Annotated in this window: 24 protein-coding genes; 12 read left to right on the forward strand and 12 right to left on the reverse strand. The window is 48.1% G+C overall.

Annotated features, from left to right (window positions below):
- Window positions 1-2: 2 nt before the first annotated feature.
- The 3 genes from mlaE to BLT32_RS04305 all read right to left on the reverse strand — a co-directional run bounded on the left by mlaE (window position 3) and on the right by BLT32_RS04305 (window position 2,266).
- Entirely contained in the window at window positions 3-782 is a 780-nt protein-coding gene (gene mlaE / locus BLT32_RS04295) for a lipid asymmetry maintenance ABC transporter permease subunit MlaE (RefSeq protein WP_053953065.1), read from the reverse strand.
- A complete protein-coding gene (gene mlaF / locus BLT32_RS04300) occupies window positions 779-1,579 on the reverse strand; it encodes a phospholipid ABC transporter ATP-binding protein MlaF (RefSeq protein ID WP_053953066.1) in 801 nt (266 codons plus the stop codon). The genes mlaE and mlaF overlap by 4 nt, the downstream gene beginning before the upstream one ends.
- A 99-nt stretch (window positions 1,580-1,678) precedes the next feature.
- On the reverse strand, window positions 1,679-2,266 hold the full coding sequence (locus BLT32_RS04305) for a TetR/AcrR family transcriptional regulator (RefSeq protein ID WP_235443955.1): 588 nt from the start codon (window positions 2,264-2,266) through the stop codon (window positions 1,679-1,681).
- A gap of 140 nt (window positions 2,267-2,406) precedes the next feature.
- Between BLT32_RS04305 and BLT32_RS04310 the strand changes: the two genes are divergently transcribed.
- Genes BLT32_RS04310 through mgtE form a run of 11 tightly spaced genes read left to right on the forward strand, consistent with a single transcriptional unit; the run spans window position 2,407 to window position 10,477 of the window.
- Entirely contained in the window at window positions 2,407-3,384 is a 978-nt protein-coding gene (locus BLT32_RS04310; RefSeq protein WP_053953067.1) for a KpsF/GutQ family sugar-phosphate isomerase, read from the forward strand.
- A gap of 1 nt (window position 3,385) precedes the next feature.
- Window positions 3,386-3,940: a 3-deoxy-manno-octulosonate-8-phosphatase KdsC gene (kdsC, locus tag BLT32_RS04315; protein WP_053953068.1), complete on the forward strand. Its 555-nt coding sequence runs from the start codon at window positions 3,386-3,388 to the stop codon at window positions 3,938-3,940.
- Window positions 3,937-4,500 carry an LPS export ABC transporter periplasmic protein LptC gene (gene lptC, locus BLT32_RS04320; RefSeq protein WP_053953069.1) on the forward strand — a complete coding sequence of 188 codons (564 nt, stop codon included), beginning with the start codon at window positions 3,937-3,939 and terminating at the stop codon, window positions 4,498-4,500. The genes kdsC and lptC overlap by 4 nt, the downstream gene beginning before the upstream one ends.
- Window positions 4,469-5,005 carry a lipopolysaccharide transport periplasmic protein LptA gene (gene lptA, locus BLT32_RS04325; protein WP_053953070.1) on the forward strand — a complete coding sequence of 179 codons (537 nt, stop codon included), beginning with the start codon at window positions 4,469-4,471 and terminating at the stop codon, window positions 5,003-5,005. The genes lptC and lptA overlap by 32 nt, the downstream gene beginning before the upstream one ends.
- 1 nt (window position 5,006) lies before the next feature.
- Complete coding sequence (gene lptB / locus BLT32_RS04330) at window positions 5,007-5,732, forward strand: LPS export ABC transporter ATP-binding protein (protein ID WP_053953071.1); 726 nt, start codon at window positions 5,007-5,009, stop codon at window positions 5,730-5,732.
- 21 nt (window positions 5,733-5,753) lie between these two features.
- Window positions 5,754-7,214 (forward strand): RNA polymerase factor sigma-54, encoded by a 1,461-nt coding sequence (locus BLT32_RS04335; protein ID WP_053953072.1) that lies wholly within the window; start codon window positions 5,754-5,756, stop codon window positions 7,212-7,214.
- Window positions 7,215-7,240: 26 nt separating this feature from the next.
- Entirely contained in the window at window positions 7,241-7,528 is a 288-nt protein-coding gene (hpf, locus tag BLT32_RS04340; RefSeq protein ID WP_053953073.1) for a ribosome hibernation promoting factor, read from the forward strand.
- A gap of 3 nt (window positions 7,529-7,531) precedes the next feature.
- The gene (ptsN, locus tag BLT32_RS04345; protein ID WP_053953074.1) at window positions 7,532-8,002 is read left to right on the forward strand and encodes a PTS IIA-like nitrogen regulatory protein PtsN; all 471 of its coding nucleotides are present in this window, start codon (window positions 7,532-7,534) and stop codon (window positions 8,000-8,002) included.
- Window positions 7,993-8,844, forward strand: coding sequence for an RNase adapter RapZ (gene rapZ / locus BLT32_RS04350; RefSeq protein ID WP_053953075.1), 852 nt, complete (start codon window positions 7,993-7,995; stop codon window positions 8,842-8,844). The genes ptsN and rapZ overlap by 10 nt, the downstream gene beginning before the upstream one ends.
- A complete protein-coding gene (locus BLT32_RS04355; protein ID WP_053953076.1) occupies window positions 8,837-9,112 on the forward strand; it encodes an HPr family phosphocarrier protein in 276 nt (91 codons plus the stop codon). Before rapZ ends, BLT32_RS04355 begins: the two co-directional genes overlap by 8 nt.
- Before the next feature lie 3 nt (window positions 9,113-9,115).
- Entirely contained in the window at window positions 9,116-10,477 is a 1,362-nt protein-coding gene (gene mgtE / locus BLT32_RS04360) for a magnesium transporter (protein WP_053953077.1), read from the forward strand.
- Window positions 10,478-10,502: 25 nt separating this feature from the next.
- On the opposite strand, the gene pmbA is transcribed toward mgtE, so the two are convergent.
- Complete coding sequence (gene pmbA / locus BLT32_RS04365; protein ID WP_053953249.1) at window positions 10,503-11,816, reverse strand: metalloprotease PmbA; 1,314 nt, start codon at window positions 11,814-11,816, stop codon at window positions 10,503-10,505.
- A gap of 86 nt (window positions 11,817-11,902) precedes the next feature.
- Here pmbA and yjgA point away from each other — a divergent pair, with 86 nt between their 5' ends.
- On the forward strand, window positions 11,903-12,436 hold the full coding sequence (gene yjgA, locus BLT32_RS04370) for a ribosome biogenesis factor YjgA (protein WP_053953078.1): 534 nt from the start codon (window positions 11,903-11,905) through the stop codon (window positions 12,434-12,436).
- Here the strand turns inward: yjgA and tldD are convergent, their stop codons facing one another.
- The 8 genes from tldD to BLT32_RS04410 are packed head-to-tail and all read right to left on the reverse strand — an operon-like array spanning window position 12,437 to window position 22,968.
- Entirely contained in the window at window positions 12,437-13,858 is a 1,422-nt protein-coding gene (tldD, locus tag BLT32_RS04375) for a metalloprotease TldD (protein WP_082343161.1), read from the reverse strand.
- A complete protein-coding gene (locus BLT32_RS04380; RefSeq protein WP_235443956.1) occupies window positions 13,845-14,687 on the reverse strand; it encodes a carbon-nitrogen hydrolase family protein in 843 nt (280 codons plus the stop codon). Before BLT32_RS04380 ends, tldD begins: the two co-directional genes overlap by 14 nt.
- On the reverse strand, window positions 14,638-18,528 hold the full coding sequence (locus BLT32_RS04385; protein WP_053953080.1) for a YhdP family protein: 3,891 nt from the start codon (window positions 18,526-18,528) through the stop codon (window positions 14,638-14,640). Before BLT32_RS04385 ends, BLT32_RS04380 begins: the two co-directional genes overlap by 50 nt.
- A gap of 4 nt (window positions 18,529-18,532) precedes the next feature.
- On the reverse strand, window positions 18,533-19,999 hold the full coding sequence (gene rng, locus BLT32_RS04390) for a ribonuclease G (RefSeq protein ID WP_053953081.1): 1,467 nt from the start codon (window positions 19,997-19,999) through the stop codon (window positions 18,533-18,535).
- Between the two features lies 1 nt (window position 20,000).
- On the reverse strand, window positions 20,001-20,585 hold the full coding sequence (locus BLT32_RS04395; protein WP_053953082.1) for a Maf family protein: 585 nt from the start codon (window positions 20,583-20,585) through the stop codon (window positions 20,001-20,003).
- A complete protein-coding gene (gene mreD, locus BLT32_RS04400; RefSeq protein ID WP_053953083.1) occupies window positions 20,585-21,070 on the reverse strand; it encodes a rod shape-determining protein MreD in 486 nt (161 codons plus the stop codon). The genes BLT32_RS04395 and mreD overlap by 1 nt, the downstream gene beginning before the upstream one ends.
- The gene (gene mreC / locus BLT32_RS04405) at window positions 21,067-21,921 is read right to left on the reverse strand and encodes a rod shape-determining protein MreC (protein WP_053953084.1); all 855 of its coding nucleotides are present in this window, start codon (window positions 21,919-21,921) and stop codon (window positions 21,067-21,069) included. Before mreC ends, mreD begins: the two co-directional genes overlap by 4 nt.
- Window positions 21,922-21,924: 3 nt before the next feature.
- Entirely contained in the window at window positions 21,925-22,968 is a 1,044-nt protein-coding gene (locus BLT32_RS04410) for a rod shape-determining protein (protein WP_053953085.1), read from the reverse strand.
- Between the last annotated feature and the right edge of the window lie 11 nt (window positions 22,969-22,979).

The raw sequence follows: 22,979 nt of genomic DNA on the forward strand, positions 1-22,979 counted from the left end.
GGTTACCCACCAAACATGATAGCTGTAAGAATAAAGTCTAGACCTAAAACGGCTAACGACGCAGTGACAACGGTTGACGTTGTTGCCGCACTGATACCCGCAGATGTCGGCACTGCCCGGTACCCTTTATAGAGGGCTATCCAGGTGACTACAAATGCAAAAACAATAGATTTTATGACACCGTTTAATAGGTCATCCTGCCAGTCGACAGCCGATTGCATGACGGACCAAAACGCCCCTTCATCAACGCCTAGCCAGCCAGAGCCTACTAAGTAACCGCCATAAATACCCACTGCTGAAAACATCAGAGCCAACAGCGGCATACTGATTAAACCAGCCCAAAAGCGCGGTGCAATAACCCGTCTTAACGGGTCAACAGCCATCATTTCCAGGCTTGATAACTGCTCGGTTGCTTTCATTAACCCAATTTCTGCCGTGAGCGCTGAACCGGCTCTGCCCGCAAACAATAAGCCTGTGACAACGGGCCCTAGTTCACGTAAAAGTGACAATGCGACCATTGGCCCTAAGCTCTGCTCAGCCCCGTAGTCCACCAATATCGTGTAACCTTGCAACCCTAAGACCATGCCAATGAACAAGCCACTGACAATAATGATGACCATTGATAAAACGCCAACAACGTACATTTGCTTAATAAACAATGGCCATGATTTACGTGGCTGGGGCTTGCCAATAATGGCACTGACAAACATGGCTAACGCAAAACCTATACCTGCCACGCTATCGAGCACACGACGGCCGACATTTTCGAAAAACTGACTCATTTTTCGCCTCCGAGTAAGTCCGTCGTGAAGTCGTCATTAGAATAATGAAACGCCACAGGACCGTCCGCATTCCCCTGTAAGAACTGCTTAATAATATCGGTGTCGTTATTTCTAAGCTCGTCGGGCGTGCCTTCACCAACCACTTTTTTGTCTGCTATAACGTACGCATAGTCAGCAATAGAAAGCACCTCTTTTACATCGTGAGAAACCACTATAGAGGTTAAGCCCAGCGATTGATTCAGTGATTTAATCAGTTTAACGATAACGCCCATTGAGATGGGATCCTGCCCGGCAAAGGGCTCGTCATACATAATTATGTCGGGGTCAAGTGCAATAGCTCTTGCCAGAGCTGCGCGCCGAGCCATTCCACCGGATAATTCAGAGGGCATTAAGTCTCTCGCGCCACGAAGCCCCACCGCTTCCAGCTTCATCAGTACAACACTGCGAATAATGTCTTCGGAAAGCTCGGTGTGCTCGCGCAACGGGAACGCCACATTGTCAAAAACAGACATGTCGGTAAACAGCGCACCGCTTTGAAACAGCATGCTCATACGCTTCCTTAACTCATAGAGCTTATCTCTATTGAGTTTCGGAACCTCTTCCCCTGCAACTTTAATGCTGCCTTTGTTTGGTTTTAGTTGCCCACCAATAAGTTTCAGCAATGTCGTCTTCCCGATACCACTGGGGCCCATCACCGCAATCACTTTTCCTTTTGGCACAGTCAATGACAAACCGTTGTATAAAGGTCTGTCACCATGCGCAAAATGAACGTCTTTTAACTCAACTAACTGTGTCACACGCTGTCCTGTTTCTCTCAACCGCCAAGCTTCATAAAAGCTGAAGAGTATAACGGTTTCCGGTTACATCCTGCACCGCAATAATTGTTGCAAAGTTTATCAGCTACCGGAGTTTGTTTCCGTTAATTTATCGATTTGATTCAGTAAATATTCCGCAAATTGCTCTCGTTCGGTCACGCATAGCTCGCACAAGTTCAGTTGCTCGAACAAACGCGCTCCATGCACCGAGTAAAACAGCATTCGCCCTACTTGTTCACCGAGGTGCCGCTCCATTTGCTTTATGGTGTCATTGACATGCCGTTTTAAAGGCTCGAGCAAATCTGGATTGCTCGCCGCGGCTGCCAACATCCCGCTACCCAATCGAGCACACTCAGCATCAGTATCTAAAGCCGCCAGTAATATACTCTTAGGTTCTTTATTTGGGTCATTTTCCAAACGTTCTAAATGCTCTTGCTTCAAACGCTCAAAACGCTCAACACGCCGCTGCAACATAGCTTGCAGCAATGCATCCTTATTAGAAAAATGATAAAGCAGGCCGCCTTTGCTAATTCCGGTCTGTTGGCTGAGCGCATCAAAGGTCAGGTGTAAAGCGCCTTCGCTTGCCACCAAGCTGTCCGCAGCATCCAGAATCAGCTCTTTATTGCTAGGCCGCCCCACCTTATTTTTATGCTGCATATTGTCGTGCATAAAGAACTCACTTTATAAACCGTCTGGTTGGTATAGTAATTAAATTCCGGCAAAATCGCAAGATTTCTCCCTACGCGGTAGGCATAACCTAAGTGAATAACGTATTATACCCCCAGTATAGTTAAGATTGGGAAAAAGCTATGAAGCAAGTGACCCAGAACTTCCGCCAATTAGGCCAACAAGTCCTGGATATTGAGAAACAGGCCATCGAAGGGCTGTATGAGTACCTTGATGACAACTTCGATGCTGCCTGCCAGACATTATTTAACTGCAAAGGCCGGGTTATCGTTACCGGCATGGGTAAATCAGGACACATTGGCGGGAAAATTGCGGCGACACTCGCCTCAACCGGAACACCATCGTTCTTCGTTCACCCGGGTGAAGCCAGCCACGGCGATCTGGGCATGGTCGCTGCTCAAGACGTTGTCATCGCTATTTCAAACAGCGGTGAAACATCAGAAGTTCTCAATATTTTGCCAGTTATAAAGCGCCTTGGTGTGCCGCTGATAGCCATGACAGGCAAGCCCGAGTCGACACTTGCCCGACTGGCTGATACACACGTTTGCATTGCAGTAGCACAGGAAGCCTGTCCGTTAGGTTTGGCGCCAACAGCCTCGACTACAGCAACCCTGGTGATGGGTGATGCGTTAGCCGTGGCCCTGTTAAACGCCCGTGGCTTTACGGCGGATGATTTTGCATTGTCACATCCTGGCGGTTCTTTAGGTAAGCGTTTGCTGCTTCGTTTGCAAGACATTATGCACACCGGCGAACGTATTCCGTTAGTGTCAGAAAGTGCCATTATTCGTGATGCATTGCTGGAAATGTCGCGTAAAGGTCTAGGTATGACGGCAATTACCGACGCACAAGGTCGACTGGCCGGTATTTTCACCGATGGCGATTTACGCCGCATTCTCGATAACCAAGTCGATATACACACCACTTCTATTGCCGATGTTATGACTCGTTCTTGCACGACAGCAAATGCTGATATGCTGGCCGCAGAAGCCTTAAAACTTATGCAAGACCGCAAGATAAACGGCCTTATCATTACTGACCAGGAAGGCCGTCCTTGTGGCGCGATGAATATGCATGACTTACTGCAAGCAGGAGTTCTGTAACATGGAATGCATTAATACTTGGTATGGCGACATCGAAAAGCCATTGTTCGAGCGTTTTTCTCAAGTTCGACTGTTAGTGCTTGATATCGACGGTGTTTTTTCCGATGGTCGCATTTACCTCGGTAACGACGGAGAGGAACTAAAAGCTTTTCACACTCGTGACGGCTTTGGTATGAAAGCACTAAAGGATGCCGGTATAGAAACAGCCGTTATAACTGGCCGTCAATCGGACATCGTTCAGCGGCGCATGCAGCACTTGGATGTGTCTCACATTTATCAGGGACAAACGGATAAAACCCAGGCGTTCAACGAGGTTCTGTCTCAACACAACTTAAGTGCGGAACAAACCGCTTATGTGGGTGACGACACGCCGGATCTTGCACTAATACAACAGGCAGGCATTGGCGTAGCGGTGAAAGACGCACACCCGTCTGTTCAGCAACAGGCACAATATATTACCCGGTGCGCTGGCGGTTTTGGTGCCGTACGTGAAGTATGCGATTTAATTATGTTGAGCCAGGGGCTTTTGCATGACGCCAAAGGAGCCAGTGTGTGAATTGGCGTATCGTCGGTATTATTGTCCTTTTGTTTGGCTTAGGACTCTTACTTGTGCTGCGTCCTTTTAGTGATGACGGCGAAGAAGGCGCTGCTACTGCGACAAAGTTGATGCAGCCGGACTTTACGGCCTACGGCCTTGAGACCAAGATATTTGAGAGTGATGGTGCTTTGGCGCACCAAATTCGCTCTGAAGAAATGGCACACTACAACCAAATTGGTTTGACCGAACTGAAACAGCCAAAGTATTCCGTTTTTTCACAAGACGGTACTGAAACCTGGCAAGTCAGTGCGGAGCAAGGTACCTTTTACGATGACAAAACGCTGATTCTGGAGCGCAGTGTCGAGATACAGGCTTTGCAGGAAAGTTCACCAATACAACGCATCATGACAGAATACCTGGTTATAGACTTAGCCAATGAGTCCATGAGTACTGAATACCCAGTAATAATGCGAGGGCCACAAGTGGTCGTTCGTGGTGATGGTTTAAGCGCCGACATGAGCGCAGAAATAATGGAGTTAAAACGACATGTTAAAACGGTTTTCCAGCCAAAGTCTTAGCTTCCTGGCGCTATTAGTGCTTCCTTTGGCTGTTATGGCACAAGGAAAAGCTGATTTTAAAAAGCCAATGGAAGTCGAGTCGAGCCACGAGCAGTTCGACATCAAGAATAATAAGCTAGTACTGACTGACAACGTTATCATTCGGCAAGGTACCTTGCTTATTAAAGCTGACCGACTTGAAGCCTCCGCCAGTGAAAGCGGTGAACAAGCAGACACCTTTATTGCAGAAGGCTCTCCGGCAACCTATACACAAACGCTGGAAAACGGTAATGAAATTAGTGCTCAAGCCAATAAGATAACCTACTTCCAGGCTGAGCAGCGGCTGGAGTTAAGTGGCGATGCAAAAATTTCGCAAGGTACCAGTAGTTCAAGTGGCGATACTATTGTTTATGACTTGGCTGAGCAAACCATCTCGGCAAGCAGTTCTGATACCGATAACGGACGCGTGATTACGATATTTACGCCGAAAACAAAAGACGAAAAAAACGATAACGAGAACCCTTAATATGGCAACCTTACGAGTTAAACATCTCGCCAAAAGCTTTAAGCGTCGTCAGGTTGTAAAAGACGTCAGCCTGGAAGTCAGTCAGGGCCAAATTATTGGGCTGTTAGGGCCAAATGGCGCCGGCAAAACAACCACCTTCTATATGATAGTCGGCTTAATCAACAGCGACAAAGGCCAAATTTTACTGGATAAAGACGACTTAACCGCTCTACCTATGCACGAGCGTGCTCGCCGCGGAATTGGCTACTTACCGCAAGAGGCGTCTATTTTCAGAAAATTGACCGTGCGTGATAACTTGATGGCTATTTTAGAAACTCGCAAAGAGCTCTCTGCAAACGAGCGCGAAGAGCAGCTCGACTCGCTGCTGGAGGAGTTTAATATTGGTCACATCGCTAATAGCCTGGGCATGAGCTTATCTGGCGGCGAGAGGCGCCGCGTTGAAATCGCCCGCGCACTGGCTGCTGAGCCCACGTTTATTCTGTTAGATGAGCCTTTCGCAGGCGTTGACCCTATTTCGGTTATCGATATTAAGAAAATTGTTGAACATTTGAAGCAGCGTGGTATTGGTGTACTTATTACCGATCATAATGTCAGAGAAACGCTGTCCGTTTGTGAACACGCGTATATTGTTAGTCATGGAGAACTTATTGCCAGCGGAGATGCAGAAAGTATATTATCGAATCAACAGGTTAAAGACGTTTACCTCGGTGAGCAGTTCACCCTTTAATGTGATACCGGGACGATAACCATGAGACAAAGTCTGCAGCTAAAAATTGGTCAGCAACTGACCATGACGCCTCAGTTACAACAAGCTATACGCTTGCTGCAGCTCTCTTCGCTCGACTTACAGGCAGAGATTCAAGACGCTCTGGACAATAACCCACTGTTAGAAGTAGAGAGTGAGCAGTCCCAGGACAGCGACAATGCGGACCATGTAAACTCCTCACATAAAGACGACAGCCAGCGCGAAACATCCGACGTTATTAAAACTCAGGAAATGCCGGAAGACCTGCCTGTCGACAGTACCTGGGACGATACTTATTCGTCATCTACGCCAGTCAATGGCGCAGCATCGAGCAATAAGTCGTACGACGGCGACTACGAGGTTTACCAAGGCTCAACCAGCGAATCTCTGCAGGATCATCTCATTTGGCAAATGCAGCTCTCACACTTTTCTGAGGAAGACACCGCCATTGGCGAAGCCATTATTGAGGCTATTGACGACAACGGTTATTTAACCGCCGATATCGACGACATTATAGAGTCTGTGCGCCTACCCGAGGTTGGCGAGGAAGAAGTTTGCATGGTACTCAAGCGCATTCAACATTTCGACCCTGTCGGAGTTGGTGCGCGCACAGTCAGTGAGTGTCTCGCTATTCAGTTACAACAACTGGATGACCGCACGCCGTTCAAAGACGACGCCCTAACCCTTGTTTGCGATCATATGGACTTGTTAGGCAACCGCGATTTTCGCAATATTCAGCGCAAACTAAAGCTAACAGAAGGCGACTTGCGGGAAGTGATGCGCCTGATTCAGCAAATGCACCCGCACCCGGGCGAGCAAATTGCTCAGCAAGAAGTCGAGTACGTTGTTCCTGACGTTGCGGTCATGAAAAAGAATGGTCGCTGGGTGGTCGAATTAAATCCGGACAGCGTACCTAAATTAAAGGTGAATGAAGAATATGCTGCCTTAAGCAAGGCTGCGAAATCATCCGCTGACAGTCAGTATATTAAAAACCATACGCAAGAAGCTCGTTGGTTTATTAAAAGCCTCGAAAGCCGTAATGAAACACTGCTGAAAGTTGCCAACTGTATTGTCCAGCGCCAGCAAGGCTTTTTTGAGTACGGCGAAGAGGCAATGAAGCCTATGGTACTCAACGATGTCGCCGAAGCGGTAGAAATGCATGAAAGCACAATTTCACGAGTGACAACGCAGAAGTTTTTACATTGCCCAAGAGGCATTTTTGAACTGAAATACTTTTTCTCAAGCCATGTCAGTACAGAAGGTGGAGGTGAGTGTTCAAGTACCGCAATACGTGCTTTAATTAAGAAGTTAGTCGCTGCAGAAAATCGTAGCAAACCATTAAGCGACAGCAAAATCGCTGAACTGATAGCCGAGCAAGGCATCAAAGTAGCGAGGAGGACAATTGCGAAGTACCGGGAATCATTGAATATTCCCTCATCGAGTCAACGCAAGAGTCTTTTATAACTTGTAAACTGCAGAAGGAAGACGTTATGCAAATTAATCTTACTGGTCATCATATCGATATCACTGAGTCTCTGCGTGAGTATGTGGATACAAAATTTGCTAAGTTAGAGCGCCATTTTGACCATATAACCAACGTTCACGTCATCCTTAATGTTGAAAAAACGAATCAAAAAGCAGAAGCTACCGTGCATTTGAACGGCGGTGAAATTTTTGCTGACTCTGTTCACGATGATATGTACGCAGCCATTGATGGTTTAATCGATAAGCTTGACCGTCAGGTTATTAAACACAAAGAAAAAATGAAAAAGCATTAGTCCATGCAAATAAGTGAGTTGTTAAGCCCCGACTGCACCAAGTGTGCAGTCGAGGGTGCAAGTAAAAAGCGGTTATTAGAAACCATTAGCCAAATTGTCGCGCCGAAACTGTCAGGCATTACCCGTCATGACATTTTTGAAAGCCTTATAAATCGCGAGCGCTTGGGAAGTACCGGCATTGGTTTAGGTATTGCGATACCTCATGGACGACTCGCTAAAGCCAGCCATCCGGTTGCCGTATTATTGACGTTGGATGAGCCGATTGAATTTGACGCTATTGATAACCAGCCGGTTGATATTATTTTTGCGCTGTTAGTACCTGAGTCAGAGCATGAAAACCATTTACAGACACTGGCCGCAGTTGCACGTCGCATGAACGACAAAGATTGCACCAGAGCACTTCGCAACGCTGATACAGACAACGCACTTTATCAACTATTTATTGGGGAAGGTGAAGATAAGCCATGCAACTGATTATTGTCAGTGGTCGCTCGGGATCGGGTAAAACTATCGCCCTTCGAGTACTCGAGGATCTTGGCTTTTACTGTGTCGACAACTTACCCATTAGCCTACTACCAACACTGGTCCATGCGGTCATGGAACAGTATTCTAAAATTGCCATAAGCATTGACGTTCGCAACTTGCCAGAGCATTCAGAAGAGCTGCTCGATTCACTGAATTTTCTACCCAAAGGGGTTGAACCCGAAGTGCTATTTATTGATGCCGACGACAACACCCTGCTTAAGCGATTTGGTGAAACACGCCGGTTGCACCCGCTGTCGCAAAAAGAGTTACCTCTGGTTGATGCATTACAAGCCGAGCTTAAATTGTTAGAGCCCATTATGGAGCGCGCTACCTGGCGCCTCGACAGCAGCGACTTGTCATTGCATCAACTTAGCGAAGAGGTGCGAGAGCGTGTATTAGGCAGAGCAGATAAAAAACTGATTATCGTTTTTCAGTCATTTGGGTTTAAGTATGGACTGCCGAAAGACGCCGACTTTGTGTTTGACGCTCGCATATTGCCTAATCCGCACTGGCAACCCGAGCTCAAATTGCTCACGGGGTTAGACCCGGATGTGCAGCATTATTTCCGGCAACAGCCGTTAGTGACTAAGTTTATTTATCAGCTCGAAAACTTTTTAGGAACCTGGCTGCCACACTTCCAGCGCAGCAACCGCAGCTACTTAACAATTGCTACAGGCTGTACTGGCGGGCAGCATCGTTCCGTTTATATTTCTCAGCAGTTAGCAGAGCGTTTTGAACAAAAATCGGTGAAAGTTCAGGTTCGTCATCGGGAGTTAATGCAGCATGACTAAAGCTTGCAAGACACTTGTTATACAAAATAAACTAGGACTTCATGCTCGGGCAGCCACTAAACTTGCGCAGCTCACACAGTCATTCAAATCTGAAATTACCGTTCAGCAAGGCGAGCAGTGTGTTAACGCAGCAAGTGTTATGTGTTTAATGCTACTTGCCAGTCAACAGGGCAAGTCGGTTGAGGTTTGTGCTGAAGGCGATGACGCAGAAGACGCATTAGTAGCAGTGAGTGAATTGTTCGAAGATCGCTTTGAGGAAAACGAGTAACACATGATAGCCGAGCTGTCCGATAAAGAATATGCCATGCAAAGAATTCAGGAGGTTAACTCTGCGTTAGCCGACGGTATGTTCGTGGCCGCTCGACGCATGCTTCACAACATGCCTGCCTGCGACGTTGCCTTACTTCTGGAGTCGTCGCCACCGAAAAGCCGTTCGAAAATCTGGAAGCTTGTCGACATTGACGAGCACGGCGAAATTCTTGAAGAACTGAACGAAGAGGTTCAGAAAGATATTATTCGTCAGATGGCGCCGGAAAATCTGGCCGCCGCGACTGAAGGCATGGATACCGACGACTTGGCTTACGTGTTACGGGGTTTGCCCGAGCCAGTGTATCAGGAAGTCTTAAAGTCGATGGACGAAGGCGACCGGGAGCGGGCTGAAACCGCTCTTTCCTACGCCGAAGACAGCGCTGGTGGTATCATGAATACTGATACCATTACGGTGCGCTCAGACGTCACCATCGACGTTGTATTGCGTTATCTGCGCCTTAAAGGGGAGTTACCGGAAGCAACAGACAAGCTCTATGTTGTCGACCGTAATGAAAAAGTTACCGGTGAAATATCTCTAACGCAATTACTGACCGTAGATCCCAGCCGCCGTATCGATGAAATTATGTCGTCAGATATTACGACCATACCCGTCGATATGGACGAAACCGAAGTTGCTAAGCTCTTCGAGCGTCATGACTGGGTCTCCGCACCGGTTGTGGACAGTGATCAGCAGCTCGTTGGTCGTATCACTATCGACGATGTGGTGGATATTATTCGCGAAGATGCTCAGCACTCTATGCTGAGTATGGCAGGTTTGGAAGACGACGAAGATACCTTCGCGCCCGTACTGAAAAGTACCCGCCGCCGCACTGTTTGGTTAGCCGTCAACTTAGTTACCGCCTTGCTCGCCGCCATGGTGAGTTCATTATTCGAAGATATTTTAGCGCAAATGGCGGTGCTGGCTATTCTCAATACCATAGTTCCAAGTATGGGAGGAATTGCCGGTAGTCAGACTCTGACGTTGGTGATTCGGGGCATGGCGCTCGGCCATATAGGCTCCAGTAACTCTCGCTGGTTAATCGGTAAAGAGCTCGCAATAGGCTTTCTGAACGGCGTTATTTGGTCGGTACTTATTGCGGCGGTTGTCGCGCTCTGGAAGCAGGATTTACTGGTCGGCGGTATTATCGCCTTTGCCATGATGATGAACTTACTGGCAGCAGCACTGGCCGGTGCAACCGTACCGCTGATACTGAAACGGTTTAACATTGACCCGGCTCTTGCCGGCGGTGTTATTCTGACGACGGTCACCGATGTAGTGGGTATTTTCGCCTTCCTTGGCTCAGCAACCCTGTTACTCTCTTAACCGCCCTAGGTGCGTAAAGGCAGGCTTAGTGACCTGCCACACTCATTTGCTCTAACAGTACAGAGCCGGTGTGCAACGCATGGCGATCATCCGTATCGTTACCAATAGCAACTATATTCGCCAGCATATCTTTTAAGTTTCCGGCGATAGTCACCTCCTCTACAGGGTATTGAATTTCACCATTTTCTACCCAAAAACCAGCGGCACCGCGTGAGTAGTCACCATTGACCAGATTAACACCCTGTCCCATAACCTCGGTTACAAGAAGCCCGGTTCCCATTTGCTGGCACAACTGCTGCAACGAGTTGTCTTGCTGACTTACACGCCAGTTATGTATGCCGCCTGCATGGCCGGTTGGTTGCATATCCATTTTACGAGCTGCGTAACTCGTCAACAGGTAGGTTTCGAGTGTTCCCTTGTCCACAATGGTTCTGTCTTGAGTTTTAAGGCCTTCCGCATCAAATGGTGAGCTTGCCAGGCCTCCCACAATATGTGGGCGCTCTTGAATGGTCAGCCACTCTGGCAACACCTGTTTGCCGAGGTGGTCGAGTAAAAAGCTCGACTTACGATACAAATTGCCACCACTAATAGCTGACACTAAATGCCCAAACAAGCTGCCAGCGATATCGGCGCGGAAAATGACCGGGACTTTGGCGGTTGGTACCTGTCTGGCTCCCAGGCGAGACAACGTTTCACTGGCGGCGTCTTCTGCCACCTTCTCTGGCGTCCACAAGTCCGACGTTTTTCTCGCTACCGTGTAGCTCATGTCCCGCTGCATTTTATCGCCTTCACGGGCAATTAACGCACAGCCCAGGTTGTGGCGAGACTGCAGGAACCCGCCGATAAAGTCGTGTGTGTTTCCATAAACACGGAAACCGGTATGACTTCCGTAGTGTGCGCCGTCGGAATTCACAATACGGTCATCGAGATTCAGTGCGTGCTTCTCGCACGCAAGCGCTTGCTCAATCGCATATTCGGCGCTTTGGTCACCCGGATGACACAAATCTAAGTCCGCAATTTCGGTTGCCATGAGCTCTGCCGGGGCCAAGCCATTATATGGGTCTGGCGACGTGAAACGAGCAATGTCACAGGCTTTCTCGACCGCCGCTTCAATAGCGTGCTTTGACAGGTCCGTAGTCGAAGCAGAGCCCTTCTGATTCCCCCGGTATACTGTGATACCTAATGCGCCGTCCTGATTAAACTCGACAGTCTCGACCTCACCCAAACGAGTCCCCACAGAAATACCTGAAGTTTGGCTAATAGAACATTCCGCATCACTGGCTCCTTTTTGCTTCGCCAGTGACAAGGCTTCTTTTACCGCAGCCTCAACCTGCCCCATCTCTTTATTAAGGTCATCCAGTTGTACTATCAAAAAACTCTCCTCACTGCTAAACTAGCGGCTTTAGCGCTAATCGAGTTGTAATTATGTCGAAACGAAAATCACAAAAACCATCCTCTGATATCGACGCTCATGACAATGACGATTTCGTCAGTAAGTCACAAAAAAAGCGCGAAATGGCAGAGCGACAAAAGGTCGGTACCGACTTAGTCGAGCTCAGTGATGCTCAGTTAAAGAGCATGCCACTAGACGATGAGCTTCGTGACGCCGTATTACTGGCTCGTAAAATTCGTAATAAACACGAAGGCTACCGACGCCAGCTTCAATTCATTGGTAAACTGATGCGCTCCCGGGACATTGAGCCCATTGAACAAGCGCTGTCAGACCTTCGTAATGCGCACCAGCAGGAAACCACTAAGTTTCACGCTGTCGAAGACGCCCGGGACTCGCTCCTCAACGGTGGAGACGAGGCCTTGCAAAGCTTTATCGAGAACTACCCTCAGGCCGATCGTCAAAAAATCCGACAACTTATGCGCTTAGCTGAGCAGCAAAAAGCCCAGGAAAAGCCACCTAAGGCGGCCCGCGAGCTTTTTGTTTATCTGCGCAGCGTTATTCTTTAATTACTCCGTACCACCAACGGTCATTGAATCCAGTTTCAAGGTTGGTTGTCCGACACCAACAGGAACACTTTGACCGTCCTTACCACAAACACCAACGCCGGCGTCCAGTTCCAGGTCATTGCCGACCATAGAAACCTGTGACATAGCATCAGGTCCGTTACCAATCAAGGTAGCCCCTTTTATTGGCGCGGTAATTTTACCGTCTTCAATTAAGTAAGCCTCTGACGCTGAAAACACAAACTGCCCTGAGGTTATGTCGACTTGTCCGCCGGCAAACTGAGGCGCATAAATGCCCTTTTTGACACTGCTGATAATCTCATCCGGCGTACTTTCGCCCGGCAGCATATAAGTATTCGTCATACGAGGCATGGGTAAATGAGCAAAGCTTTCCCGGCGACCATTACCGGTTACGCTTTGCTTCATTAGACGCGCGTTCATTTTATCCTGCATATAACCACGTAGGCGGCCATTCTCAATCAGAACATTGTAACCACTCGGTGTTCCCTCGTCGTCTATGGTCATAGAGCCACGACGGTCATTCATAGTGCCGTCATCAACAATAGTACACAGCTCTGACGCCACTTTTTCACCCACACGACCAGAGTAAGCTGACGACCCTTTACGGTTAAAGTCTCCTTCCAGTCCATGACCAACCGCCTCATGCAGTAACACTCCAGGCCAACCTGCCCCTAAAACGACAGGCATGTTACCTGCAGGTGCCGGGCGCGCTTCTAAATTCACCAGCGCCTGGCGAACCGCCTCTTCGGCGAAGTGCTTCCAACGGGTACTGCCGTTTGTGTCTTCAATAAAAAATTCGTAACCAACGCGCGCTCCACCACCGGCGCTACCGCGCTCACGACGACCGTTTTGCTCCGCAATAACAGAGCAGTTCAAACGAATAAGCGGGCGCTTATCGGTAGCAAAGGTGCCATCTGTCGCAGCAACCAGTACATCGTCATAACTGCCACTTAAACTGACAACCACTTGCGACACTCGGCTGTCCTGCGCACGCGCATGAGCATCAGTCTGTTTTAACAGCTCAATTTTTTCATCTTCCGACAGCGTATTTAAAGGATTAATGCCTTCATATCGTGATGCGGCCTGCACAGACTGTAACGCCGCTACCGACTTACTCTGTCCCTGACGGGCAATACCGCGGGCAGCTTCACTGGTGCGCTTAAGCGCTTCCAGTGTAATTTCATCAGCGTAAGCAAAGCCAGTTTTCTCGCCCTGCACCGCTCGAACGCCCATACCGGTTTCAATATGGAATGCGCCATTTTTAATGATACCGTCTTCCAGTACCCAGGATTCATTGACACTGTGTTGCAGATAAATGTCTGCAAAATCAATTGTACCGCTGTATAACGTTGCCAACGCTTTACTAATATCGCTCTCAGACAACGAATAATCATTTAGTGTCATGTATATTTACTACCTCAAATTGATTTTGTTTGGCGACCGGCATTTGTTGACGTATTTCTTCGGTTCGGTCTAAGTCGACTTCGACCGAAATAATGCCTTCACCTTTTGCCTGTTCCGCTAAAATTTCACCCCAGGGGCTGACAATAATGGAGTGCCCGTAAGTCTCGCGTCCGTTATCATGCACTCCAACCTGATTTGGCGCTACCACGTAGGCTTGTTGTTCAATCGCCCTCGCTCTAACCAATGCGTGCCAGTGCGCTTCGCCCGTCACCCGAGTAAAACCGGACGGCAAAGCAATAATATTGGCGCCTGCCTGACGCAGCGCTCTGAACAATTCCGGAAAGCGAAGATCATAACACACTGACATACCGACAACACCACAGTCAGTGTCTACAGCAACCACCTCCCTGCCCGGTTGAGTCCATTTTGATTCGCGGTATTGCTTAGTACTGTCCGCCACATCTACGTCGAACAAATGTATTTTGTCGTAGCGCGCAACAAGCTCTCCCGTTGGCGAATACATTAACGATGCGGCTGAAAAGCGTTCACCCGCGTCAATAGGAATGGTACCACCTATCAAATACACGCCGTGCTGCTTCGCGAGCGAAGAGAGCTCCCTTTGCACAGCGCCATCTTTGTATTTTTCAGCCATATCCAGTTGCGCTCTGTCACCAGCGCCGAAGCAAACAAAAGCTTCAGGAAGGACCACTAAATGGGGGTAGTTGGAAGACGGGAGATTGTTAAGAAGCTTTTTGACAATGTCGAGGTTGTCTTCAGGTTTAGAGCGGCTGCTCATTTGCACCGCGGTCAGTTGCACCTTCTTCATCATTCACCTCTGAGTCAGTTGAGTCTTCCTCCAATTCTGGCAAATCAACGGGGCGACTGTCACGCTCTATTTCCTGAACAACCGGATTCTCTATGGTTCCACTCACTTCATAGCGTAATTTCGAAATGACTTTGGCGTCATGCAGTACTTTATCGATAAGCAACGCTGCCAAACCGCTGGGTGGGTTGACCATCCAGGCAAGAATAACCGGCAAACTCGAGGTCACTTTAGGGGCGTACGTCAGGTTGTAGTTCAACTCACCACTTGCCATGTCTGTCCAGCCGCGAATATCCATATCACCAGCAGAGCCAAGTAGCCGCGCATCATCGGTTTGAACAACGCCGTCTTCGATAGCGGCACTACCCGATAACTCAGTAAAGAACATGCCCTGAGAAAATATGTCACGGAAGTCCAAAGTGAGCTTGCGTAAAATACTGTCCAGGCTGAGTATCGAGAATATTCGAGCACCGCCGTCGCTTACTTCCGCAAGGTAGCCTTTACCTAACGCCCAGGAAATTTCGCCATCCAGAGATGGCCAGCTCGGTTGATGCAGATGGTCATCCCAGCTTAAATCAAATTCGATATTCGCGGAGCTGTCGCGAATTGCAGTTTCAATGCCGAATTGGCGCAATAGCTCACCTAAATCACTGGTATTCAAGCGGCCATTTAACTCGCTATATGCCTGCTCATTTTCATAACGCCAAACTCCGTTTGCCTGAATGCTATCTCCATTTCGGGTCACGTTTAGGCGGTCAATGGTAAAGCCTTTAACCTGCGGCGTAGCCTCTATTGGAGAAATGGCTAAATCGACTTCCCCCAGGTTATGCTCGTTAATCCTGCAGCTTCGGCAGTTGACCGTTACCGGTGGCACTTTTCCAAGCCAGTTCCACTTAGACTCGTCGTCGCCCTCTGGGTCTGGCAGTTCAATATCAGTCGATAGCACCAGGTAATCTGCTCTGACATCAATACCCTCGTTCATAAACTCTTTAGGAATACCGACGTTCAGCACCGCTTTGTCAGAGTTCACCTGCACCTGCCATTTATTCTGCTCTGGCCAACTGCGTACATCGGCGGCACCAAAGCTTTGCTCTGCCCATTTCAGGTTAAGGGTCGACACGTGTATCGAGTCGGGTAACCAAGGGTTGCTTGCAGAGCTGGCGGGCTCGGAGGACGACTCTCCACCCGCCAATGCATAAATAAGAGAATACCAGCGACCGATATCCGCCTCATCCAACTGAGCTAACACAGCAAAGCCACGACCTATATCGTCCGTTTCATTGTCATTGCCAACCGTTAACGTGGCCTTCTGCCAGCCTGCGTTATCGAGTTGCCACTCCCCTTCGAAATTTGCTCGATCATCAATGTTACCCGTTATCGCATAGTCGTCATTCTGTCCGTTTAAAGAAAAGCGGAACTGCCAACCTTCGCCAAAGCTCTTTTGTAAGGGTGCCGGTAAATAGGTTTCTAAGCCGGTTAAGTCGTATTGACCATCAGCCTCCACATTGAAGTTATCACCAGCGAAACGCAAAACCACGCGGCTTTCACCATTGACGGCTCCATAGAAAAACTCTTCCCACTGGTCATAAGGAAATTGCTTAAACAGTGGCTCTGTTTGCCAGTCTAACGCCGTGTCAATGGTCAGCTCATAACCCTGGCTACTCTCATCTCCATTAACAGACGCCGTCACCGGCATGCCATACCAATTCATGACTAAGTCAGAGGTGCTGACGTTGGCGTTGTTAATCGTTAAAACGCCCTGTTTAACGTTAAATTCTTGCTTTATTGCATCAATTGTTACCTGAACACCGGAAAGCGGTGCTTCCACAAAGACTCCAACCTCACGCGACTCATCGAACGGAATGTCGAGCTCCATACGACCCGTGACCTTACCCTCCGGATTCAGCTGATTAAAGGTTTCAGTTACTGAGTCCAACGGAGAGTTTTGGAAAACCTCATAAACTTGCTGGGCTTCTCCCGACGCTTGCGCTTGTATTTGTAAACCAACACTGCCATCAGTTAGGTTTGGAATCTGTGCAGAAACATTATCGACACGAGCTGAACCAATACTTCCCGTCTTGGCGTGCATGAATAAGCTGTTCTGATAAAAGTCTAAATGAATAGGAGTATTCTCAAGCGCTAACCAGTCGGACTGGAACTTAAAATTTAATGATTCAAAGCCCATCCGGGCATTAAACACTGATTCAAAACCGTCACTGGCAAAACTATCAACTTCACCACGCCACACGGCTTCAATTCCGCTTAACTGGCCGGCTTGCAAGGCTCCGGACAGGTAGCTTTGCACGCCTTTGCCCATTGCCTGAGGCAATAACTGACGGGCGGTTTCCACCGAAAACGGTTCGTTTGAATAAATGAAGGAATCAATATGCATTTTTCCTGAAGCGCTATTTGAAGACAGTTGAGCACTTCCGGACAATCTTAAGTCATTGATTTGTAGTTGTGTTTTAGTTAACGAAACAGACCAACCATTATTATTCGTCATCCACGATCCGGACAAATCCAGCTCATTTATGTTCCAGGCCTGCTCTGGAGATAAATGTCGACTGGCCAGAGAAACGTCAGAGCCATACAAACGCCATTGGGCTTTATCACTTATTTGGCTCACACTCATACGTAAGCCGCTTACACTGGGCGTGTTATTACCACCTTCAATAGATAACCCTTTACCATCAACACGCCACTGGCTGCCGACAATAGGGTGCAATCGATATTGGCCGTCAACCTGACCACTAATACCCGTTCTTTTAATCCATTGACCCGCTTTTTCCGAGGTAAACGGGAGTAGCGTTAATAATGACGTGGCGTCATCTAAGTCCACATTCGACACACTAATATCATGGATACTATTTTGATTCTGCCAGGCAATTCTCGGAACCCGAATACTGCCAGCCGAAGAGTCCAGAGTCATTGGCAGGCTATTCATTAACCAACCGTTCTCAAGAGGCCTTAAAATGACCTTACCGCCCGGAATGTCCAACCAATGCGATTGCTCGGCGTCTTTATACTGCCAAGTAATACGATTTTGACGAAGCTGCAACAGCCCTTCAAAAAGCTCACCGTTTTGCATATCCAGCCAGCCCGTAAAGTTGACATCAGATTGCTGTACATCGATATCACCCAACCGCTCTTCTAACCAAGGGCTGATATCGATGTTTTGTGCATTAACATAAAACTGACCGGTTAAGTCCGACCACGTATCCCCCTTAAGGTCGACAATGACATCCAGTGCGTTCGTCGCAAAGTCATCCATTCTAAGACTGCCAACCGCGCGGTGCCGGGCCCCTTCGTTGACCCAAGACAAACGCTCAAGATCAATACGTCGAGTAACCCCTCGTAAGTTCGTTAAAAACACCTGCCCCTGATGAATCGAGAATTTTTCAAGCTGATGTAGGAAAAGCTCACTAAGGTTATCGATATCGAAGGTGTCATCACCCGAAACATCGTTTAACTGGCGAAGATCAATAGCAACATTGGCGTTGTCCAGAATAAACTCATCGGCCACAAATTGCTGTTGAACAATGCTTTGCCAAAAATTCAAAACCACATGCACTTCGGCAACTTTGAACTTCACTTTGGCGTTGTCGTCTGCTGACAACGATAAATTCTCGAGCACAACAGATGGACCTTGCTGCGTCCAGGCCATGGACAAGTCACTGATACTAACGGGTTGCTGGAAACGCGCTTCCAGCTCGTTCTCAAGAGGTTGAGTTAAATCGGGAAGATAGGGCAGACTGTAACGGAGCAAGCTCAGAGCAACAGCAACCAATACCAGCGCAATAGCCAGTAGTAGCCATAGTTTTTTTAATACCCAGGACAGTGCTCGCATTAACCTACATCATTACCACGTCAAATTGCTCTTGATTATACAAAGGTTCGGTCTGTACTGTAATTTGACGTGAAACAAACAGTTCAAGTTCAGCCAATGCATGAGATTCTTCGTTGACTAAGGCATCGCTGACTTTAGCTGACGCGTACACAACGAACTTATCGGCCTCATAGGCTTTATGTACCCGGACAATCTCTCGCATAATTTCATAGCAGACGGTTTCTACTGTTTTCATGGTGCCGCGCCCCTGGCAAACCGGGCATTCCGAGCACAGCACATGTTCGAGACTCTCGCGGGTGCGCTTACGAGTCATCTCAACAAGCCCAAGCGTGGTAAAACCGTTAATAGTGGTTTTTGCCCGGTCTTTAGACAAGGCAAGCTCAAGGCTATGTAAAACCCGACGTTTATGCTCTTCGTCGCGCATATCGATGAAATCGATAATGATAATACCGCCCAAATTACGCAGTCGTAGCTGCCGGGCAATTGCCTGCGTTGCTTCTATGTTGGTGTTGAATATGGTTTCTTCGAGGTTTCTGTGACCAACAAAAGCACCGGTATTGATATCAATAGTGGTCATCGCCTCGGTTTGATCAATAATTAACGAGCCGCCAGATTTTAAGTCAACACGGCGATCGAGCGCGCGCTGCATTTCATTTTCAATATCGAACAAATCGAAAATAGGCCGGTCCCCAGTGTAGTATTCAAGTACACTGGTTAATTCTGGAATAAAGTCTTTAGTAAAGGTTTTGAGAGTGTCAAAAGTGACTTTTGAGTCGACCCTAATGCGCTCTATTTCTTCACCGACAAAGTCTCGTAACACACGGCATGACAGGTTCAGGTCTTCGTACAGCATGCCAACTTTACGCTGACTTTTCTTGCGCGCTTTAATTTTTTCCCAAAGCCGAAAAAGGAAGTCTGCGTCGCTTTTTAATGACTGTTCGGACGCGCCTTCCGCCGCAGTACGAACGATAAACTTACCGTCGTCAGTGCTGACCGATTCCGCAATTTCCTTGAGGCGATCTCGTTCTTCACCTTCTTCAATACGCTGTGAAACACCCACATGGTCACTTTTCGGCATAAACACCAGGTAACGGGACGGTAATGTAATGTCCGTCGTTAGCCGCGCCCCTTTCGTGCCTAAGGGGTCTTTGACAACCTGCACCATAATTTGCTGGCCCTGATGAACCAGCTCGGTAATGCTTCTTTCCGGGCGGTCAGGCTGAGGTATGTCGTCACCATCAACTTGCACGACAATGTCGGATGCGTGTAAGAAGGCGGCTTTATCTAAACCAATATCGATGAACGCCGCCTGCATGCCCGGCAAAACACGAGACACCTTGCCCATGTAGATATTCCCCACCAGACCACGTTTCGCCTGTCGCTCAATATGAACTTCCTGCAAAATACCGTTTTCAACAAGAACCACCCGCGTTTCTGTCGGGGTGACGTTCATAAGAACTTCAACGCTCATCTCAACCACCTGTTACTTCGAACATGCGAAGTAATTGCTCTGTTTCATATAAGGGTAAGCCAACCACCGCAAAGTAGCTACCTTCAATGCGCTTTACGTATTTGCCGCCGTAGCCCTGAATACCATAACCACCGGCTTTATCTTGTGGCTCGCCAGTTGCCCAATAACTCTCTATATCGTCGTCTGCCAATGCGGCGAACTCAACTTTCGTGGTAATAAGTGCTGACTCACTCGCCACTAAACACTGCCCACTCCAGTGACAAACAGCAACCGATGTCAGCACATCGTGGGTACGTCCAGACAATTGACGCATCATCTTTTGGAAATGCTCAAAATCCAACGGCTTTTCCATGACGTCTTGGTCGCATCGAATCAGTGTGTCTGAGCCAATGACCAAGCATTCATCGGGCTGTCGTTTGGCTACGGCTAACGCTTTGTCGTTGGCTAGCCGCAATACATAGTCCTCGGGGTCTTCACCGTTAGTGCGACTTTCTTCTATATCGGGCACATCGCAGTCGAATGGGCGATGCAGAAAGTGTAAGAGTTCACGTCGGCGGGGGGACGAAGACGCCAGTACAATGCGCATTATGACACTCCAAACTGACGGCGTACTTTTCGTAATAACGGGAATACCCAGAGCCAAAAAACCGCCGAGGTAAGTACCGGCCAAAAATAGGATAAAGTGAACTCTGCGTCATGTAGGAATACATTAGCTTCAAAGACAATGAACCGCTTTAACAGTATAAGAACCGCGATAACAACAGCTTGCTGAATCAATGCAAAATTTCTAAGGCGTTGAAAGTTTCTGGCCGCAAGGTAAGCAACAATAACCATTCCAAGTGCATGAACACCAACGATGGAGCCTAAAAGTACATCACTCAGTACACCAAGAATAAGTGCAGTCCCCATACTAACGCGATGTGGTAGAGCTATAATCCAGTAAAGCATGACCAAGGTCACCCAGTCGGGGCGAAACACATCAAACGTGGCCGGCATTGGCATGACCATCAATGTTAGCGCAATGACATAGGTGACAAGTAAAGTCACTATTCCTGGCTTCACAACCTTCATTCGTCGTCCTCGTAAATCGGCTGTTGCTCGCTCTCAGTTGGCCATAGTAGTAAGACATTTCTCACTCTGTCTAAAGCGCTTACCGGATCAGCAAAAACGGTAGCGAAAGGCAGTGACTCGTCTCTCACGATACTGGCGATACGCGCTACGGGGTATCCCTCCGGAAACACGCCACCTAATCCTGAAGACATCAGTAAGTCGCCTTCTCGTAGCTCTGTACTATGAGGAATAAACATCAATTCTAACCGACCTATATCGCCGGTACCCTGAGCGAGCACGCGAATGTCGTTTCTTTCCGAGCGTAAAGAAATGGCATGGCTTTGGTCGGAGATAAGTAACACCCTAGCAGTATTTCCACCAACATCCTGCACTTGCCCAATAATACCACTGCTGTCGAGCACTGGCTGGCCCTCATAGACACCGCTTAAGGTGCCTTTATTAATGACCAACTGCTGAGAAAATGGTTCGGACGCCACTGCAATGACTTCAGCGACCATGCGGCGAGCAGACTCCCGCGCATCTGAGCCTAATAGCTCTCTAAGCCGGCGATTTTCATTCTGTAGAAACTGTAGCTGTTGCTGTTGGCCTTGAAGTTTTAATATCCGCTGTTTTAACGCTTTGTTTTCCGCACTTAATTGCTCGGTTGTTTTTACTGACTCAGAGAAGTTATCCAACATTTGCTCGGGAAGTATTGCTAAATACTGGACGGGAGCAACTAATGAATTCAGAAACACGCGAACAGGCTGCATAGCTTGCAACCGATGATCAATAAATATAAGCAGAAACGAACAGGCTAGTGCGAGCACTAGCCTGGAGAGTAAAGACGGGCCGCGGGCAAACAGCGTTTTCATGACTTACTCATAACTGAATAAATCACCACCGTGCATGTCTATCATTTCTAATGCTTTACCCCCACCGTGAGCTACACACGTAAGCGGGTCATCAGCAATAATTACCGGTATACCCGTTTCCTCGACAAGCAGGCGATCTAAGTCTTTCAGTAACGCACCACCGCCGGTTAATACCATGCCACGCTCTGAGATATCCGATGCTAGCTCTGGTGGTGACTGTTCTAGCGCAACCATGACTGCACTCACGATCCCCATCAAAGGCTCTTGCAAAGCTTCTAGAATTTCGTTGCTATTCAGTGTAAATGAACGTGGAACACCTTCCGCTAAGTTACGACCGCGAACTTCAATCTCTTTCAGTTCTTCACCCGGGTACGCAGAGCCAATTTCATGCTTAATACGCTCCGCTGTCGCGTCACCAATAAGCGCACCAAAGTTACGGCGAACGTAGCTAATAATAGCTTCATCGAACTTATCACCACCGATGCGGACTGACGAGGAGTAAACAACACCATTCAACGAAATAATCGCAACTTCTGTTGTACCACCACCAATGTCTACAACCATAGAGCCAGTAGCTTCTGACACAGGCAAGCCAGCACCAATTGCTGCGGCCATAGGCTCATCTATTAAGTAGACTTCACGAGCCCCAGCCCCTAAAGCTGACTCACGAATCGCTCTGCGCTCTACCTGAGTTGACCCGCAAGGAACACACACTAAAACCCGAGGACTTGGGCGGAAATAATGGCTGTCATGCACTTGTTTAATGAAAAACTGCAGCATTTTTTCGCACACATAAAAGTCTGCAATAACACCGTCCTTCATTGGGCGGATAGCACGAATATTGCCTGGGGTACGACCTAACATTTGCTTAGCGGCTGAACCAACGGCCGCAATAGACTTAGGTCCGCCTGAGCGCTCCTGTCGAATAGCGACAACCGAAGGTTCATTCAAGACAATACCTTCGTCTTTAACGTAAATAAGAGTGTTGGCGGTACCAAGGTCAATAGATAAATCGTTTGAAAAAAGGCCGCGAATTTTTTTAAACATGAAGCGGTATA

This window comes from Idiomarina zobellii, from assembly GCF_900100855.1.
GTDB lineage: Bacteria > Pseudomonadota > Gammaproteobacteria > Enterobacterales > Alteromonadaceae > Idiomarina > Idiomarina zobellii.